Genomic DNA, 17,229 nt, shown 5'->3' on the forward strand with positions numbered 1-17,229 from the left:
GCGCGAGGAGGCGGCCGGGATGCCCGAGGTCCCCGACGTGCCCGAGGCCCGCGAGACGGCCGAGGTGCCGTACGACGAGCTGCGCTGGGCGGTCGTGCTCGGCGCGGCCGGACAGCTCGGCGAGCAGCCGGCGGGCCACGGCCGGGTGCTGTCCGGGGTGGCGATCGACTTCCCGGCCGACTTCCCGGCCGACTCCTCGGCCGACTTCCCCGTGGTGCTCGCCCCGGACCTGGCCGTGCTCGCCCGGGACGCGGTGCGGGGCGTCCGGGGCCGGTTCGGCGCGGCCGGGGTCGAGGCGGTGCTGGAACTGGCCCGGCCGGGCCTGGCGGAGGCGGCGAGGGCGTACGCGTGCGGCGGTGTTCCGCTGTACGTGGTGGTCGATCCGGCGGCGGCGGTCTGCACCGTGCACACCGCGCCGTCCCCGGAGGGGGTCTACCGGGAGGCCGAACGGGTGCCGTTCGGCAACGACCTGTTCCTGCCGCTCGGCGGCCGCACCGTGGTGCTGCGCACGGACGAGTTCCCCACCCCGCGACCCACCCCGCGACCCGCCCCCTGACCCACCCCGCGACGCGACCCGCCCCACCCCGGGTACGGACCCCGGCGTCGGCCGGGGGATAGTGGACGGGTGACCGCTGAGCAGACCCCCGCCCCCGCCACCCCCGGCCGCCGCACCCTCGGCGTGATGCTGCTGCTGACCGTGCTGAGCGCCGTGCTGGTGCTGACCGCGGTCGGGCGGACCTGGGCCGAGGGCCGGGCCGGCACCCTGGACGTCTCCGTCACCGGCGGGAAGATCTCCGAACTGCCCGGCGGGCTGGCCCTGGTGGGCCTCGCCGCGGCCGTCGCGGTGTTCGCCGTACGCGGCGCCGGCCGGCTCGCCGTCGGCGCGCTGACCCTGCTGGCCGGGCTCGGCGCGGCCGCCGCCTCTGTGGCCGGAGCGGGCGACACCGCCGCGCTGGACGCCGAGGCCGCCCGCAAGCTGGCGCTGACCGGCTCGGCGGCCACCGAGGTCTCGCACACCGGCTGGCCCTGGGTCGCGCTGGTCGGCGCGGTGCTGCTCGCCGTGGCCGGGCTGCTCACCCTGCGCTACGGCCGGGGCTGGCCGGCCATGGGCAGCCGCTACGAGGCGCCGACCCGCAGGATCCCGGCGAAGGCCGACACCCCGGGCGACCTGTGGAAGGCGCTGGACCGCGGCGAGGACCCCACCGCGGTGTGAGCTGCGCGCATGTGACGCGATAGACCCGCCACCCGCTTTGGGCCCCCGGTGTGTGGCCCGGCACAATGGAACCCGTCAACCCGCCGGCGGCCCCGCAGGCCCGGCCGGGCCCCGAGAGCCAAGGAGCAGCATTCAGATGGCAGCAGCAGCACACGGCCACACCCCCGCCGCCTGGACCGGCGTCGTCATCTCCTTCGTCGGTTTCGGTGTCGCGGGCGTCGCGATGATCCTGCCGTCGGTGCTGCTCGTCTGGGTCGGCCTGGCGGTCGTCCTGGCCGGCGGTGTGGTCGGCAAGGCCATGTCCCTGGCGGGCATGGGCAAGCAGGCCAGCACCAACGTCTACAAGTCGGCCGAGGAGCAGACCGCGGCCCGTGAGGCCGCCGCCGTCACCGCCTGACGACGGCTCGTCGCACCACCCGTTTGTCGTACATGGAACGGCGGGCGCGCCACGCCCGCCGTTTCGTCGTGTCCGGGCCCGGCCCGGGCAGAATCGGGGCGTGACCTCCGCCCCCACCGCCTCCGCCCCGTCGCCCGTGCTGCGTCGGCTGAGGCCGCCGCTGACCGCGCTGGCGGCGGTGGCCGTCCCCGCCGCGTACGTCGCCGTGGTGGACCCGAACACCCCCGGGCACTACCCGGAGTGCCCGTTCCTGACCGCCACCGGCTGGTGGTGTCCCGGCTGCGGGGGGCTGCGCTGCATCCACGCGCTGACCCACGGGGACCTCACCGGGGCCCTGCACGACAACGCCGTCGCCGTCCTGCTGTTCGGCGTGCTGGCGGTGCTCTGGCTGCGCTGGGGCTGGGCCGCGCTGACCGGCGGGGCGCCGCCCAGGATCACCGTCGGGGGGCGGCGCTGGGCGCTGATCGCCTTGCTGGTGCTGGTGTTCACCGTGGTGCGCAACTCGTCGATCGGCGCGGGGCTGGCACCGCCGCTGGTCTGATCCGGCCGCCGGACCCGCTTCCCGGGCCGCCGATCCCCGCTGCCCGGTCGGCCCGCCGCGTCCGGCGGCCCGGAGACCGGCCGAAAACCGGCGCGAAGACCGTCCGAAAACCGCCGTGGCGCCGACGAAGCCGCAGCTGGGGACCGCCGGGTCGGACGTCCGGTCCATGGGACGCGGTTCGAACCGGTGCGCCCCCCGCCCCCGGGTGCCGATACCATCGAAGGGCCGGTGGGCTGTCGCCCGCCGACTCGCGCCGACCGACTGGCAGAAAAGATGGGGGCTCCTGAGTGAGTGTGCTCGACTCGATCATCGAAGGGGTCCGCGAGGACCTCGCCGAGCGGCAGGCCCGGGTCTCCCTGGACGAGCTCAAGGAGCTCGCCGCCAAGGCCCCGGAGGCCAAGGACGGCGTCACCGCCCTCAAGGGCGACGGGGTCCGGGTGATCTGCGAGGTGAAGCGCTCCAGCCCGTCCAAGGGCGCCCTGGCCTCGATCGCCGATCCGGCCGCCCTGGCGGTCGACTACGCGGCCGGCGGTGCCGCCGCGATCAGCGTGCTGACCGAGCAGCGCCGCTTCGGCGGTTCGCTGGCCGACCTGGACGCCGTCCGCGCCGCGGTGGACACCCCGCTGCTGCGCAAGGACTTCATCGTCACCGCCTACCAGCTGTGGGAGGCCCGTGCGCACGGCGCCGACCTCGCGTTGCTGATCGTCGCGGCCCTCGACCAGTCGGCCCTGGTGTCGCTGATCGAGCGCGCCGAGTCGATCGGCCTCACCCCGCTGGTGGAGGTGCACGACGAGGAGGAGATCAAGCGCGCGGTGGACGCCGGCGCCCGGATCATCGGCGTCAACGCCCGCAACCTCAAGACGCTCGAGGTGGACCGCAACACCTTCGAGAACGTCGCCCACGCGATCCCGGACGACGTCGTCAAGATCGCCGAGTCCGGCGTGCGCGGCCCGCTGGACGTGATCAACTACGCCAACCTGGGTGCCGACGCGGTGCTGGTCGGCGAGACCCTGGTGACCGGCAGGGACCCGCGCGCCGCGGTCGCCGACCTGGTCGCCGCCGGGGCCCACCCCGCCATCCGGCACAAGGACTGACGCCACCCGATGAAGATCGCCGCCCGACTCGCCCCCGGTTGCCGCCCGCGCGGCTGCCGCGCGCCCGCACGCCGGGTGCTGGGGCGTCGGGTGCGGTACGTCATCGGGTGCGAGCCCGGGCAGGTGCCGGGGCGGCGATGGCGCGTGACGTCCGGCTGAAGCCGGCCACCCGGCCGAGCCCGGCCGGGTCGGACGTCACCGTTGTCCATCTCCGTTCAAGGGATACCACCATGTCCGAAAAGGACTACCTGCCCGGCGCCCAGGTGCCGGACGCACGCGGCTACTTCGGCGCGTACGGCGGCCGCTTCATCCCCGAGGCGCTGGTCGCCGCGGTCGAGCAGGTCGCCGAGGAGTACGAGAAGGCCAAGGCCGACCCGGCCTTCGCCGCCGAGCTCGACGGCCTGCTCAAGGACTACACCGGGCGCCCGAGCCCGCTGACCGACGTGCACCGCTTCTCCGCGGAGGCGGGCGGCGCGCGCGTCCTGCTCAAGCGCGAGGACCTCAACCACACCGGCTCGCACAAGATCAACAACGTGCTGGGCCAGGCGCTGCTCACCAGGCGGATGGGCAAGACCCGGATCATCGCCGAGACCGGCGCCGGCCAGCACGGCGTGGCCACCGCGACCGCCTGCGCGCTGTTCGGCTTCGACTGCACCATCTACATGGGCGAGGTCGACACCGAGCGCCAGGCGCTCAACGTCGCCCGGATGCGGATGCTCGGCGCCGAGGTGGTGGCCGTCAAGTCCGGCAGCCGGACGCTCAAGGACGCCATCAACGAGGCGTTCCGGGACTGGGTCGCCAACGTCGACTCCACCCACTACCTGTTCGGCACCGTCGCCGGGCCGCACCCGTTCCCGATGATGGTCCGGGACTTCCACCGGGTCATCGGCGTCGAGGCGCGCCAGCAGGTGCTCGACCGGACCGGGCGGCTGCCCGACGCGGTGGTGGCCTGCGTGGGCGGCGGCTCCAACGCGATGGGGATCTTCCACGAGTTCATCCCGGACGCCGGGGTGCGGCTGGTCGGCTGCGAGGCGGCCGGCGAGGGCGCCGAGACGCCCCGGCACGCGGCCACCCTGACCAAGGGCGACCCGGGGGTGCTGCACGGCTCCCGGACGTACGTCCTCCAGGACGAGGACGGCCAGACCATCGAGTCGCACTCGATCTCGGCGGGGCTGGACTACCCGGGGGTCGGGCCGGAGCACGCCTGGCTGAAGGACACCGGGCGGGCGGAGTACCGGCCGGTCACCGACGACGCCGCGATGCAGGCGCTGCGGCTGCTGTCCCGTACCGAGGGGATCATCCCGGCCATCGAGAGCGCCCACGCGCTCGCCGGGGCGCTGGAGCTGGGGCGCGAGCTCGGGCCGGAGGCGACCATCCTGGTCTCGCTGTCGGGACGCGGCGACAAGGACATGCACACCGCGGCCGAGTACTTCGGGCTGTACGACGAGCGGACCGGCGGTTCGGGCGAGGGCTCCGGCGACGGCGCCGCCGAGGGGGGTAAGTGATCATGACTTCCAAGCTGACCGGTGTACTGGCGGCCGCGAAGGCCGAGGACCGGGCCGCGCTGATCGGCTACCTGCCGGCCGGGTTCCCGACCGTGGACGGCGGCATCCGGGCGGTCGAGGCGCTGATCGAGGGCGGCTGCGACGTGGTCGAGATCGGCCTGCCGCACTCCGACCCGGTCCTGGACGGCGCGGTCATCCAGACCGCCGACGACATCGCGCTGCGGGGCGGTGTGCGGATCAAGGACGTGCTGCGGACCGTCCAGGAGGTCGCCTCGGCGCACCCGGAGGCCGCGGTGCTGGTGATGACGTACTGGAACCCGGTCGACCGCTACGGCGTGGCGCGGTTCGCGGCGGACCTGGCGGCCGCGGGCGGGGCCGGGTGCATCCTGCCGGACCTGCCGGTGGAGGAGTCCGAGGAGTGGCGCAAGGCGGCGGACGAGCACGGTCTGGACACCGTGTTCGTGGTCGCCCCGAGCAGCAAGGACGCGCGCCTCGCGGAGGTCACGGCGGCGGGCAGCGGGTTCGTGTACGCGGCCGCGGTGATGGGCGTGACCGGGACGCGGTCGGCCGTCGGGTCGATGGCCGAGGACCTGGTCGCCCGGACCCGGGCCACCACGGACCTGCCGGTCTGCGTCGGGCTCGGCGTCTCGGACGCGGTGCAGGCGGCGGAGGTCGCCCGGTTCGCGGACGGCGTGATCGTGGGGTCGGCGTTCGTGAAGCGGATCCTGGCCGCGGGCGAGGACGAGGCCGCGGCGCTGGACGCCGTGCGGGCCCTGGCCGGGGAGCTGGCCGCTGGCGTGCGCAGGCGCTGACGCGCGGTAGGACCGTCTGACCGACGGCCCCTCACTCCTCGGGGAGTGGGGGGCCGTCGCGTTTCCGGAGCCAGCGCGTATCCGTGGCCGTCGCTCCGTGCCACTCGCTCTTCCGCGGCCGCCGTTCTTCAGCGGGGCGCGGGCGCGGGCGCGCGGCTCCGGTGTGCGCGCCGACGGGGATGCGGACCCGAACGGGTGAACAAGGGGTGGGGACACGCATCAGAGGGGGTTGGCGGACGTTGAGTGGAGGGAGGAGTGCACGAACGGTTACGGAACCGAGCGGAAGGGGTGAGCCGGTGCGGAGTCTCCAGCGGGCCGTTCTGCTGCGGGCGGCGGCGGCCGTGGTGGTGCTCGGCGGTGCGGTCGGAGTGCACGTCGAGGTGGGGCAGGCGCTGGCCAAGCGGGGGGCCGAGCGGGCGGAACGGGAGGCGGTGGCGTGCGCGGAGGCGGCCCGGCACCCCGATCTGTTCGAGGCGGGATGGCCGGCGGGGTGCCGCTGACGCCCGGGTGTTCGGTTCGGGGCGGTTCATTCGGACGGAGCGTCACTCATCCGGCTTAATTCCCGAATGCGGAAGAACCGCCCCCCGCCCCGGACGGTTCCTCAGGGAGTGAACGAGTTTCCCGAGGGGGGTTCCCTGATGGCCGCGCAGCCCGGTGGCTCCGCGCCCGCGCCGCCGCCGGCGCGGCGCCCGGTGCCGGTCTGGAGTGAGTGGCTCGGCACGGTGGTCCGGCTCGCACTCGCGGTCGTCTGGGGGTGGGCCGGGCTGGCGAAGGTCTCCGATCCGGCGGAGGCCGCGCAGGCCGTACGGGCCTACGAGATCCTCCCCGAGGGGCTGGTCAAACCGATCGGCTACGGCCTGCCGTTCCTGGAGCTGGCACTGGCCCTGCTGCTGGTGCTGGGCCTCGGCGTCCGGCTGGTGGCCGGGGTCTCCGCGCTGCTGCTGCTGGTGTTCATCGCCGGGATCGCCTCCGCCTGGGCGCGCGGCATCTCGATCGACTGCGGCTGCTTCGGCGGCGGCGGACACGTCGACGAGTCCCAGACGAAGTACCTCCAGGAGATCCTGCGCGACACCGGGTTCCTGTTGCTGGCCGGGTGGCTGCTGTGGCGGCCGCGCACCCGGCTGTCGGCAGACGGCCTGCTGGCGAGCTGACCCCCACATCCCTGCACCCGACGAAGGCCCCCGACCGTGGATGTCAAGGCAATGAGCGATAAGAACCGAGAAGGCAAGCGCACCGCCCGCGAGCGGATGATGGAGCAGCGGGCGGCCGACGAGGCCTCCTCCCGGCGCAGGAAGAAGCTGATCGTGGGCGGTTCGGTGCTCGCGGTGATCGCCGCGGCGGCGATCGTCGGCGTCGTGGTGCAGAACCAGCGCTCCAAGCCGGAGACGCCGACCGCCGCCCCGGCCGGGACGATCGGCGACAAGAACCTGGTCATCCCCGTCGGCGCCGGCGACGCGCCCTCCGTCCTCACCATCTACGAGGACCCGCGCTGCCCCGCCTGTGGCACCTTCGAGCGCGAGTTCTCGGCGACCGTCGACCAGCTGGAGGACGCCGGGAAGATCTACACGAACTACCACATCGTGTCGTTCATCGACCGGGCGGTCACCGGCAAGGGCTCCAGGACCGGCGCCAACGCGCTGGCCTGCGCCCAGGACGCCGGACACTTCCGGGACTTCCACGACGTGCTGTACCGCAACCAGCCGGACGAGACCAACGACGCCTTCGGTGACAAGGCTGTCCTGCTCAGCCTGGCCAAGCAGGTCAACGGCCTGGACACGCCCGGGTTCCAGTCCTGCGTCAAGGACAACAGGTTCGGCGGGTGGGTGTCCGCGGTGCAGCAGGACTTCGACAAGTCCAGCTTCAAGTCCACCCCCACCGTGCTGCTCAACGGCCAGCCGATCTACCCGAAGAACGGCAGCGAGGAGATCACCCCGGCGAACCTGGTGAAGTGGGTGGACGCCGCGAACCAGGGCAAGCAGCTGGGCACGGCGGGTTCCCACGGGCAGACCCCGGCGCCGACCAGCACCGCTTCGGAGGCCAACAACCCGTCGCCGACGGCCGGCTGAGCCCGCTGCGCCGCGCCGCCCCCTCCCCGTCCGGAGGGGGCGGCGCCGCCCGTTGTTCGGTTTCTGTGACCACGAGGCTGCCCGAGCGGGCCGTCGGACCCTGTAGCGTCGGAACTGCCATGGATATCGCCTACATTCCCAGCCCGTCGCGGGGCGTCCTGTACCTCGGACCGATCCCGCTGCGCGCCTACGCCTTCTGCATCATCCTCGGTGTCGTCGTTGCCGTCTGGCTCGGCAGCAAGCGCTGGGTCGCCCGGGGCGGTGCCAAACACACCGTCGGTGACATCGCCGTGTGGGCCGTGCCGTTCGGCCTGGTCGGCGGCCGCCTGTACCACGTGATCACCGACGGCGGCCGCCTGTACTTCGCCGACGGGAAGAACCCCTGGGACGCCCTCAAGATCTGGGAGGGCGGCCTCGGCATCTGGGGCGCGGTCGCGCTGGGCGCGGTCGGCGCCTGGATCGGCGCCCGCCGCCGGGGCGTGCCGCTGCCCGCGTACGCCGACGCCATCGCGCCGGGCATCGCGCTGGCGCAGGCGCTGGGCCGCTGGGGCAACTACTTCAACCAGGAGCTGTACGGCCGGGAGACCACCCTGCCGTGGGGCCTGGAGATCGACAAGACGCTGCCCGGCGGCGAGGTCGTGAAGGGCGTCTACCACCCGACCTTCCTGTACGAGTCGCTGTGGTGCGTCGGTGTCGCGCTGCTGGTGATCTGGGCGGACCGCCGGTTCAAGCTGGGCCACGGCCGGGCGTTCGCGCTGTACGTGGCCGCGTACACGGTGGGCCGGTTCTGGACCGAGTGGCTGCGGATCGACGAGGCGCACGTCTACTTCGGCCTGCGGCTGAACGACTGGGTGTCCATCGGGGTGTTCGTCGCCGCCGTCGCGTACTTCGTGATCGTGGGCAGGACGCGGCCCGGGCGGGAGGACCCGGCGAGCATCGACCCGGCCGCGCACCTGGCGGAGGACGCCCAGGCCGAGGGGCCGGCCGACCGGAAGGCCGGGGACGAGGCGGACAAGGACGTCGAGGAGAAGGCCGAGGAGAAGGCGGACAGGAAGGCCGGGGAAAAGGCCGAGAACCCGATCTGACCAGGGACTTTCCCGGCTGGGGCCACCCTTCGCGAGCGTTGCGAAGGGTGGCCCCAGTGGTGTTCGGACAGCCTTACTTTGCTGGAAGTGCCCAGGTCAGACGGGCTACGTTCGGGGCTGACGAACGACGACGGAGGGGAACGACGATGAGCGCGACCACTGTGGGAGCGGATGCCGGACACCAGCCCCGGATACCCGCGGCCGACCACCACCGGGACGTCAACGGCGGCTGGCTGCGGCCGGCCGTGTTCGGCGCGGTGGACGGGCTGGTGTCCAACTTCGCGCTGATGACCGGGGTGGTCGGCGGCGCGGTGTCCAACGGGACGGTGATCCTGACCGGGCTGGCGGGCCTGGCGGCCGGCGCCTGCTCGATGGCGGCGGGGGAGTACACCTCGGTGGCCTCGCAGCGGGAACTGGTGCAGGCCGAGATCGAGGTCGAGCGGCTGGAGCTGAGCCGCAACCCGCACGGCGAGCTGGCCGAACTGGCCCAGCTGTACGTCTCGCGCGGGGTGGATCCGGAGCTGGCCCACGAGGTGGCCCGGCAGCTGTCCGCCGACCCGGAGCTGGCCCTGGAGGTGCACGCCCGTGAGGAGCTGGGCGTCGACCCGACCGACCTGCCCTCGCCGCTGGTGGCGGCCGGCTCCTCGTTCCTGTGCTTCGCGCTCGGTGCGCTGCTGCCGCTGCTGCCGTACCTGCTGGGGGCGACCACGCTGCTGCCCGCCCTGCTGCTGGCGGGGGCCGGACTGTTCCTGTGCGGCGCGGTGGTGGCCCGGGTGACGGCGCGCAGCTGGTGGTTCAGCGGGCTGCGGCAGCTGGTGCTGGGCGGTGCGGCGGCCGGGGTGACCTACCTGCTGGGGTGGCTGATCGGCGGGCAGATCGGCTGACCGCGATCATGCATGGTTATGCCGTTCAGTGAGTGACGTTTCACACATGGGCGTCCGGCGACGCCTGGCACTGTCTCATCATCCGGGCCCCCGTGCCGCGGATTCGCATCCGTGGGCGGGCTCCCAGGATGGATTCCCAGGCGCCCATGATCGGCTTCTGTGGCGATCCGGTTTCGCCCCTGTTTCAGGCCGTGGACCGTTGGGCACAATCGTCGGGACGTGCACTGTGGCACGTCCTCTTCCCGCACCCCCTGACCTGCGCGCCGTCCCGCCATGTGGACGGGACATTCCGCTTCTCGGGATCACGGGCATCATGTAACTTGCACGACACGCACCATCGCATCAGGGCCAACGTCGTCCCTACTTGCACCAACTTGCCGAAAGACGACGACGGGAGAGCCGATGCTGTCTGCATCCATGCACTCCGCCAACGAGCCCCAGGCCGGCGCCGCCCGCCAGCCGTACGCGCTCGTGCCGGATGCGCGACCTGCTGCTCAGGGCCTGTACGACCCGCGGAACGAGCACGACGCCTGTGGCGTCGGTTTCGTCGCCACGCTGACCGGCATCGCCGACCACACCATCGTCGAGCAGGCGCTGACCGTCCTGCGCAACCTGGAGCACCGCGGCGCCACCGGCGCCGAGCCGGACTCCGGCGACGGCGCGGGCATCCTGACCCAGATCCCGGACGCCTTCCTGCGCGGGAAGGTCGCCTTCGAACTCCCGGCGGCCGGGTCCTACGCCGTCGGCATCGCCTTCCTCCCCGACGAGGACGAGCAGGACGCCGCCGCCGTCGCGCGGATCGAGGGCATCGCGGCCGAGGAGGGCCTGACCGTCCTCGGCTGGCGCGACGTCCCGGTCACCCCGGACCTGCTCGGCGCCACCGCCCGCAGCGTGATGCCGCGGTTCCGGCAGCTCTTCCTCGCGCAGGACGGCAGGGCCGGCATCGAGCTGGACCGGATCGCCTTCGTGGTCCGCAAGCGGTCCGAGCGCGAGGCCGGGGTGTACTTCCCGTCGCTGTCCGCGCGCACCATCGTCTACAAGGGCATGCTGACCACCGGCCAGCTGGAGCCCTTCTTCCCCGACCTGTCGGACCGCACCTACGCGTCCGCGCTCGGCCTGGTGCACTCCCGGTTCTCCACCAACACCTTCCCGAGCTGGCCGCTCGCCCACCCGTACCGCTTCGTCGCGCACAACGGCGAGATCAACACGGTCAAGGGCAACCGCAACTGGATGACCGCCCGCGAGTCCCAGCTCGCCACCGACCTCATCCCCGGCGACCTGAGCCGGATCTTCCCGATCTGCACCCCGGACCACTCCGACTCCGCCTCCTTCGACGAGGTCCTGGAGCTGCTCCACCTCGGCGGCCGCTCGCTGCCGCACTCGGTGCTGATGATGATCCCGGAGGCGTGGGAGAACCACGCCACCATGAGCCCGGCCCGCCGCGCCTTCTACCAGTACCACTCCAACCTGATGGAGCCCTGGGACGGCCCGGCCTGCGTCACCTTCACCGACGGCACCCAGATCGGCGCCGTGCTCGACCGCAACGGCCTGCGCCCGGCCCGGTACTGGATCACCGAGGACGGCCTGGTCGTCCTCTCCTCCGAGGTCGGCGTGCTCGACATCGACCAGGAGAAGGTCGCCAGGAAGGGCCGCCTCCAGCCCGGCCGGATGTTCCTGGTGGACACCGTCGAGGGCCGGATCGTCGAGGACGAGGAGATCAAGTCCGCCCTCGCCGCCGAGCACCCGTACCAGGAGTGGGTGGACGGCGGGCAGATCCAGCTCGCCAAGCTGCCCGAGCGCGAGCACATCGCGCACACCCACGCCTCCGTCACCCGCCGCCAGCAGACCTTCGGCTACACCGAGGAGGAGCTGCGGGTCATCCTCGCCCCGATGGCGCGCACCGGCGCCGAGGCGCTCGGCTCGATGGGCACCGACTCGCCGATCGCCGCGCTGAGCGAGAAGCCGCGCCTGCTGTTCGACTACTTCGTGCAGCTCTTCGCCCAGGTCACCAACCCGCCGCTGGACGCCATCCGCGAGGAACTCGTCACCTCGCTGCTGTCCAACCTCGGCCCGGAGGGCAACCTGCTGGCCGCCGAGGCCGCCTCCTGCCGCTCCGTCGGCATCACCTTCCCGGTGATCGACAACGACGAGCTGGCCAAGCTCGTCCACATCAACGCCGACGGCGACCAGCCCGGCCTGAAGGCCGTCACGCTCTCCGGCCTCTACAAGGTCGCCTCCGGCGGCGAGGGCCTGGCCTCCCGGCTGGCCGAGATCGCCGCCGAGGCCGACGCGGCGATCGCCGACGGCGCCCGGATCATCGTGCTCTCCGACCGCCACTCGGACGCCGAACACGCGCCGATCCCCTCGCTGCTGCTGACCTCCGCCATCCACCACCACCTGATCCGCACCAAGCAGCGCACCCAGGTGTCGCTGCTGGTCGAGGCCGGCGACGTCCGCGAGGTGCACCACGTCGCGCTGCTGGTCGGCTACGGCGCCGGGGCGGTCAACCCGTACCTGGCGATGGAGTCGGTCGAGGACCTGGTCGCCCAGGGCGTCTTCATCGAGGGCGTCGAGGCCGAGAAGGCCATCAAGAACCTGATCAAGGCGCTCGGCAAGGGCGTGCTCAAGGTCATGTCCAAGATGGGCATCTCGACCGTCGCCTCCTACCGCGGCGCCCAGGTCTTCGAGGCCATCGGCCTCTCCCAGGACCTGGTCGACGGCTACTTCGCCGGCACCACCACCAAGCTCGGCGGCATCGGCCTGGAGGAGATCGCCCGCGAGACCGCCGCCCGGCACGCCAAGGCGTACCCGGCCTCCGGCATCCCGGCCGCGCACCGCGCGCTGGACATAGGCGGCGAGTACCAGTGGCGCCGCGAGGGCGAGCCGCACCTGTTCGACCCGGACACCGTCTTCCGGCTCCAGCACTCCACCCGCAACCGCCGCTACGACATCTTCAAGCAGTACACCGACCGGGTGAACGAGCAGTCCGAGCGGCTGATGACGCTGCGCGGCCTGTTCCAGCTGGACGGCCTCGGACGCGAGCCCATCCCGGTCGAGGAGGTCGAGCCGGTCTCCGAGATCGTCCGGCGCTTCTCCACCGGCGCCATGTCGTACGGCTCGATCTCCCGCGAGGCGCACGAGACCCTCGCCATCGCGATGAACCGCCTCGGCGGCAAGTCCAACACCGGCGAGGGCGGCGAGGACCCGGACCGCCTGTACGACCCCGAGCGCCGCTCGGCGATCAAGCAGGTCGCCTCCGGCCGGTTCGGCGTCACCTCCGAGTACCTGGTCAACGCCGACGACATCCAGATCAAGATGGCCCAGGGCGCCAAGCCCGGCGAGGGCGGCCAGCTGCCCGGCCACAAGGTGTACCCGTGGGTCGCCAGGACCCGGCACTCCACCCCGGGCGTCGGCCTGATCTCCCCGCCGCCGCACCACGACATCTACTCGATCGAGGACCTCGCCCAGCTCATCCACGACCTCAAGAACGCCAACCCGGCGGCCCGCATCCACGTGAAGCTGGTCTCCGAGGTCGGCGTCGGAACGGTCGCCGCGGGCGTCTCCAAGGCCCACGCGGACGTCGTCCTCGTCTCCGGGCACGACGGCGGCACCGGCGCCTCGCCGCTCACCTCCCTGAAGCACGCCGGCGGCCCCTGGGAGCTCGGCCTCGCCGAGACCCAGCAGACCCTGCTGCTCAACGGGCTGCGCGACCGCATCGTCGTCCAGACCGACGGCCAGCTGAAGACCGGCCGCGACGTGGTGATCGCCGCGCTGCTCGGCGCCGAGGAGTTCGGCTTCGCCACCGCCCCGCTGGTCGTCTCCGGCTGCATCATGATGCGCGTCTGCCACCTGGACACCTGCCCGGTCGGCGTCGCCACCCAGAACCCGGTGCTGCGCGAGCGCTTCTCCGGCAAGCCCGAATTCGTCGTCAACTTCTTCGAGTTCATCGCCGAGGAGGTCCGGGAGATCCTCGCCTCGCTGGGCTTCCGCTCGATCGAGGAGGCCGTCGGCCGCGCCGAGCACATCGACGCCCGGGCCGCGATCGACCACTGGAAGGCGGCCGGGCTCGACCTCGCCCCGCTGTTCCACGTGCCGGCGCTCCCCGAGGGGGCCGCCCGGCACCGCACCACTACCCAGGACCACGCGCTGGACAAGGCCCTGGACAACCAGCTGATCGAGCTGGCCGAGGACGCGCTGGAGCGCGGCGACGCCGTCCGCATCCAGCTGCCGATCCGCAACGTCAACCGCACCGTCGGCACCATGCTCGGCCACGAGGTGACCAAGCGGTACCGCGGCGAGGGCCTGCCGGAGGGGACCATCGACGTCACCTTCACCGGCTCCGCCGGGCAGTCCTTCGGCGCCTTCCTGCCGCGCGGCGTGACCCTGCGCCTGGAGGGCGACGCCAACGACTACGTCGGCAAGGGCCTCTCGGGCGGCGTGGTCGTCGTCCGCCCCGCCCGGGAGGCGGCGGCCATCGGCAACGACGCGCAGAACCACGTCATCGCCGGCAACACCATCGGCTACGGCGCCACCTCGGGCCGGATCCACCTGCGCGGCAAGGCCGGCGAGCGCTTCGCCGTCCGCAACTCCGGGGCCACCCTGGTGGTCGAGGGCGTGGGCGACCACGGCCTGGAGTACATGACCGGCGGCCGGGTCGTCGTCCTCGGCGAGACCGGACGCAACCTCGCGGCGGGCATGTCCGGCGGCATCGCGTACGTCCTGGACCTGCGCCCCGCCAACGTCAACGACGGCATGGTGGGCATCGAGGCCCCCACCGCCGCCGACCGCGACTGGCTGCGCGACACCGTGCAGCAGCACTACGAGGAGACCGGCTCCACCGTCGCCGCCGAACTCCTGGCGGACTGGGGCAGCGGGGTCTCCCGCTTCTCCAAGATCATGCCGACCGACTACAAGGCAGTGCTCGCCGCCAAGGACGCCGCTGAGCGCGATGGCCTCTCCGAGGCCGAGACCACCGCGAAGATGATGGAGGCGGCTAATGGCTGACCCCAAGGGCTTCCTGACCACGCCCAAGCAGCTGGCGGAGCGCCGCCCGGTCGACGTCCGGATCAAGGACTGGAACGAGGTCTACGTCGAGCGCAGCCTCCTGCCGATCATCACCAAGCAGGCCGGCCGCTGCATGGACTGCGGCATCCCGTTCTGCCACAACGGCTGCCCGCTCGGGAACCTCATCCCCGAGTGGAACGACCTGGCCTACCGGGACGACTTCGTCGGCGCGATCGAGCGGCTGCACGCCACCAACAACTTCCCGGAGTTCACCGGCCGCCTGTGCCCGGCTCCGTGCGAGTCCGCGTGCGTCCTCGGCATCAACCAGGACGCGGTGACCATCAAGAACGTCGAGGTCACCATCATCGACAAGGCCTGGGACCGCGGCGGGGTCACCCCGCAGGTGCCCGAGCGGCTGTCCGGCAAGACGGTCGCCGTGGTCGGCTCCGGCCCGGCCGGCCTCGCCGCCGCCCAGCAGCTCACCCGGGCCGGGCACACCGTCGTCGTGTACGAGCGGGCCGACCGGATCGGCGGACTGCTGCGCTACGGCATCCCCGAGTTCAAGATGGAGAAGCGCCACATCAACCGCCGCATCGAGCAGATGCGGGCGGAGGGCACCCGGTTCCGCACCGGCGTGCACGTCGGCGAGGACATCACCGGGCAGCAGCTGCGCGAGCGCTTCGACGCCGTGGTGCTCGCGGCCGGCGCCACCACCGCCCGCGACCTGCCGGTGCCCGGGCGCGAGCTCAAGGGCGTCCACCAGGCCATGGAGTACCTGCCGCTGGCCAACAAGGTGCAGGAGGGCGACTTCGTGGCGTCCCCGATCAGCGCCGAGGGCAAGCACGTGGTCGTGATCGGCGGCGGCGACACCGGCGCGGACTGCGTCGGCACCGCCCACCGCCAGGGAGCGGCCTCCGTCACCCAGCTGGAGATCATGCCGCGGCCCGGCGAGGACCGGCCCGGGAACCAGCCCTGGCCGACCATGCCGATGACGTACAAGGTCACCTCCGCGCACGAGGAGGGCGGCGAGCGGATCTACTCCGTCAGCACCACCCACTTCAGCGGCGACGAGGACGGCAACGTCCAGGAACTGCACCTCGTCGAGGTGGAGTTCCGGGACGGCCGGTTCGAGCCGGTGCCGGGCACCGAGCGGGCCATCCCGGCCCAGCTGGTCACCCTGGCCATGGGCTTCACCGGGACCGACGTGCGGAACGGGCTGGTCGAGCAGCTGGGAGTGGACCTCGACGCGCGCGGTAACATTGGCCGCGACGGCCGGTTCGCCACCAATGTCGATGGCGTGTACGTCTGCGGAGACGCCGGCCGAGGCCAGTCGCTGATCGTCTGGGCCATCGCGGAGGGCCGTTCGGCCGCCGCGGCGGTGGACAAGTACCTCGGTGGCAAGACCCCGCTTCCCGCGCCGATCCGGCCCACGGACCGCCCCCTGGTGGTCTGACGGCCCCGGGCGGCTCCGACCGGCCCACCCCGAACCCCCGGCGCCGCATCGCCGGGAGCTCAACCCGCTGCCCCGTCAGAGTCGCCGGGCCCATGCGGTCTCCTGGCGCCTGCCCTCTTCCCCGACCAGTTGGAGGGCGGGCGCCGTCGCGTTCCCCCGCGGGGCCGGCGGCGCCAGGAGCACCCGGGCAAGCAGTGGGCTGTTGTTCGTCGGTGCCAGGTGGCAGACTGCCGCCGACGGCCGGGGGGCTGGGCGAGTGCGGAGGATGACGTCGATGGGCACGACTCAGGCAGGCGGGGGCGCCACCGTACGGCGGCTGCTGCTCGGCACCCAACTGCGCAAGCTCCGCGAGGCCAGAGGCGTCAGCCGGGAGGAGGCCGGGTACTCGATCCGGGCCTCCGAATCCAAGATCAGCCGGATGGAGCTCGGCCGGGTCGGCTTCAAGGAGCGCGACGTCGCCGACCTGCTGACCCTGTACGGCGTCGACGCCGAGCAGGAGCGCGCCGCCGTCCTCGGGCTGCTGCGCGACGCCAACGCCGGCTCCTGGTGGCACGAGTACGGGGACGTGCTGCCCGGCTGGTTCCAGCACTACCTGGGCCTGGAGGAGGCCGCCGCCGAGATCCGCAGCTACGAGATCCAGTTCGTCCACGGGCTGCTCCAGACCGCCGACTACGCCCGGGCCGTGGTCACCGCCGGCTGCCACGCCAACGGGCCGGAGGAGATCGAGCGCCGGGTCGAGGTCCGGCTCAGGCGGCAGGCCCTGCTGACCGACGGCCGGGCGCCGCAGCTGGTCGCGGTACTGGACGAGGCCGCGCTGCGCCGGCCCTGGGGCGGGCCCGAGCAGATGCGCGGCCAGCTGGACCGGCTGCTGGAGCTCGGCGAACTGCCCAACGTACGGCTCCAGGTGCTGCCGCTGGGCAACGCCGGGCTGAGCGCGGAGAGCGGTGCCTTCACCGTCCTGGGCTTCGCCGAGGCCGAGTTGGCCGACGTGGTGTACCTGGAGCAGTTCACCACCGCGCTCTACCTCGACAAGCCCGCCGAGGTGGCCGAGTACCGGCAGGCGATGGACGACCTGGTCGCCGACAGCCTGAGCCCGGAGCGGACCCGCGATCTGCTGTACGCGGTGCGCCAGGAGCTGTAATACGTCAGTACGATGATTCCCCATCAGGTCGGTG

General features: G+C 72.7%; 16 protein-coding genes. All 16 read left to right on the forward strand.

Translation table 11 applies throughout. From position 1 onward, the window contains the following. Positions 1 to 19 precede the first annotated feature (19 nt). The 16 genes from ACZ7RU_RS03195 (at position 20) to ACZ7RU_RS03270 (ending at position 17,195) form a co-directional block, all read left to right on the forward strand. On the forward strand, positions 20 to 556 hold the full coding sequence (locus tag ACZ7RU_RS03195; protein WP_470339219.1) for a Uma2 family endonuclease: 537 nt from the start codon (positions 20 to 22) through the stop codon (positions 554 to 556). A 69-nt stretch (positions 557 to 625) separates the two neighbouring features. Beyond that, positions 626 to 1,213, forward strand: coding sequence for a TIGR02234 family membrane protein (locus ACZ7RU_RS03200; protein ID WP_470339220.1), 588 nt, complete (start codon positions 626 to 628; stop codon positions 1,211 to 1,213). A 136-nt stretch (positions 1,214 to 1,349) separates the two neighbouring features. Continuing rightward, complete coding sequence (locus ACZ7RU_RS03205; protein WP_470339221.1) at positions 1,350 to 1,610, forward strand: HGxxPAAW family protein; 261 nt, start codon at positions 1,350 to 1,352, stop codon at positions 1,608 to 1,610. A 100-nt stretch (positions 1,611 to 1,710) separates the two neighbouring features. Next, positions 1,711 to 2,151 (forward strand): DUF2752 domain-containing protein, encoded by a 441-nt coding sequence (locus ACZ7RU_RS03210; RefSeq protein WP_470339222.1) that lies wholly within the window; start codon positions 1,711 to 1,713, stop codon positions 2,149 to 2,151. A 287-nt stretch (positions 2,152 to 2,438) separates the two neighbouring features. Then, entirely contained in the window at positions 2,439 to 3,245 is an 807-nt protein-coding gene (trpC, locus tag ACZ7RU_RS03215) for an indole-3-glycerol phosphate synthase TrpC (protein ID WP_470339223.1), read from the forward strand. 9 nt (positions 3,246 to 3,254) lie between these two features. Then, a complete protein-coding gene (gene trpM / locus ACZ7RU_RS03220; protein WP_188296911.1) occupies positions 3,255 to 3,404 on the forward strand; it encodes a tryptophan biosynthesis modulator TrpM in 150 nt (49 codons plus the stop codon). 71 nt (positions 3,405 to 3,475) lie between these two features. Beyond that, the gene (gene trpB, locus ACZ7RU_RS03225; RefSeq protein ID WP_470339224.1) at positions 3,476 to 4,750 is read left to right on the forward strand and encodes a tryptophan synthase subunit beta; all 1,275 of its coding nucleotides are present in this window, start codon (positions 3,476 to 3,478) and stop codon (positions 4,748 to 4,750) included. A gap of 2 nt (positions 4,751 to 4,752) precedes the next feature. Then, a complete protein-coding gene (gene trpA, locus ACZ7RU_RS03230) occupies positions 4,753 to 5,562 on the forward strand; it encodes a tryptophan synthase subunit alpha (RefSeq protein WP_470339225.1) in 810 nt (269 codons plus the stop codon). Positions 5,563 to 5,858: 296 nt separating this feature from the next. After that, entirely contained in the window at positions 5,859 to 6,062 is a 204-nt protein-coding gene (locus ACZ7RU_RS03235; RefSeq protein WP_470339226.1) for a hypothetical protein, read from the forward strand. Between the two features lie 138 nt (positions 6,063 to 6,200). Beyond that, a complete protein-coding gene (locus tag ACZ7RU_RS03240; protein WP_470339227.1) occupies positions 6,201 to 6,713 on the forward strand; it encodes a MauE/DoxX family redox-associated membrane protein in 513 nt (170 codons plus the stop codon). Between the two features lie 51 nt (positions 6,714 to 6,764). Next, positions 6,765 to 7,628: a DsbA family protein gene (locus tag ACZ7RU_RS03245; RefSeq protein WP_470339228.1), complete on the forward strand. Its 864-nt coding sequence runs from the start codon at positions 6,765 to 6,767 to the stop codon at positions 7,626 to 7,628. A gap of 119 nt (positions 7,629 to 7,747) precedes the next feature. Beyond that, positions 7,748 to 8,713, forward strand: a complete 966-nt coding sequence (gene lgt / locus ACZ7RU_RS03250; RefSeq protein ID WP_470339229.1) for a prolipoprotein diacylglyceryl transferase — start codon at positions 7,748 to 7,750, stop codon at positions 8,711 to 8,713. Positions 8,714 to 8,859: 146 nt separating this feature from the next. Then, complete coding sequence (locus ACZ7RU_RS03255; RefSeq protein WP_470339230.1) at positions 8,860 to 9,597, forward strand: VIT1/CCC1 transporter family protein; 738 nt, start codon at positions 8,860 to 8,862, stop codon at positions 9,595 to 9,597. Between the two features lie 417 nt (positions 9,598 to 10,014). Beyond that, on the forward strand, positions 10,015 to 14,601 hold the full coding sequence (gene gltB / locus ACZ7RU_RS03260; protein WP_470339311.1) for a glutamate synthase large subunit: 4,587 nt from the start codon (positions 10,015 to 10,017) through the stop codon (positions 14,599 to 14,601). Beyond that, positions 14,594 to 16,054, forward strand: coding sequence for a glutamate synthase subunit beta (locus tag ACZ7RU_RS03265; protein WP_470339231.1), 1,461 nt, complete (start codon positions 14,594 to 14,596; stop codon positions 16,052 to 16,054). Before gltB ends, ACZ7RU_RS03265 begins: the two co-directional genes overlap by 8 nt. Positions 16,055 to 16,328: 274 nt before the next feature. Continuing rightward, positions 16,329 to 17,195: a helix-turn-helix domain-containing protein gene (locus tag ACZ7RU_RS03270; RefSeq protein ID WP_470339232.1), complete on the forward strand. Its 867-nt coding sequence runs from the start codon at positions 16,329 to 16,331 to the stop codon at positions 17,193 to 17,195. The last annotated feature ends 34 nt before the right edge of the window (positions 17,196 to 17,229 follow it).

Source organism: Kitasatospora sp. NPDC114501, assembly GCF_055633695.1.

What these genes read in the sequence shown, in the direction of transcription:
- ACZ7RU_RS03255 (WP_470339230.1), top strand. Translation starts at nt 8,860, where the DNA reads ATGAGCGCGACCACTGTGGGAGCGGATGCCGGACACCAGCCCCGGATA.
- ACZ7RU_RS03270 (WP_470339232.1), top strand. Translation starts at nt 16,329, where the DNA reads ATGGGCACGACTCAGGCAGGCGGGGGCGCCACCGTACGGCGGCTGCTG.
- gltB (WP_470339311.1), top strand. Translation starts at nt 10,015, where the DNA reads ATGCACTCCGCCAACGAGCCCCAGGCCGGCGCCGCCCGCCAGCCGTAC.
- lgt (WP_470339229.1), top strand. Translation starts at nt 7,748, where the DNA reads ATGGATATCGCCTACATTCCCAGCCCGTCGCGGGGCGTCCTGTACCTC.
- trpA (WP_470339225.1), top strand. Translation starts at nt 4,753, where the DNA reads ATGACTTCCAAGCTGACCGGTGTACTGGCGGCCGCGAAGGCCGAGGAC.
- ACZ7RU_RS03245 (WP_470339228.1), top strand. Translation starts at nt 6,765, where the DNA reads ATGAGCGATAAGAACCGAGAAGGCAAGCGCACCGCCCGCGAGCGGATG.
- trpB (WP_470339224.1), top strand. Translation starts at nt 3,476, where the DNA reads ATGTCCGAAAAGGACTACCTGCCCGGCGCCCAGGTGCCGGACGCACGC.
- ACZ7RU_RS03265 (WP_470339231.1), top strand. Translation starts at nt 14,594, where the DNA reads ATGGCTGACCCCAAGGGCTTCCTGACCACGCCCAAGCAGCTGGCGGAG.
- ACZ7RU_RS03240 (WP_470339227.1), top strand. Translation starts at nt 6,201, where the DNA reads ATGGCCGCGCAGCCCGGTGGCTCCGCGCCCGCGCCGCCGCCGGCGCGG.
- ACZ7RU_RS03195 (WP_470339219.1), top strand. Translation starts at nt 20, where the DNA reads ATGCCCGAGGTCCCCGACGTGCCCGAGGCCCGCGAGACGGCCGAGGTG.
- ACZ7RU_RS03205 (WP_470339221.1), top strand. Translation starts at nt 1,350, where the DNA reads ATGGCAGCAGCAGCACACGGCCACACCCCCGCCGCCTGGACCGGCGTC.
- trpM (WP_188296911.1), top strand. Translation starts at nt 3,255, where the DNA reads ATGAAGATCGCCGCCCGACTCGCCCCCGGTTGCCGCCCGCGCGGCTGC.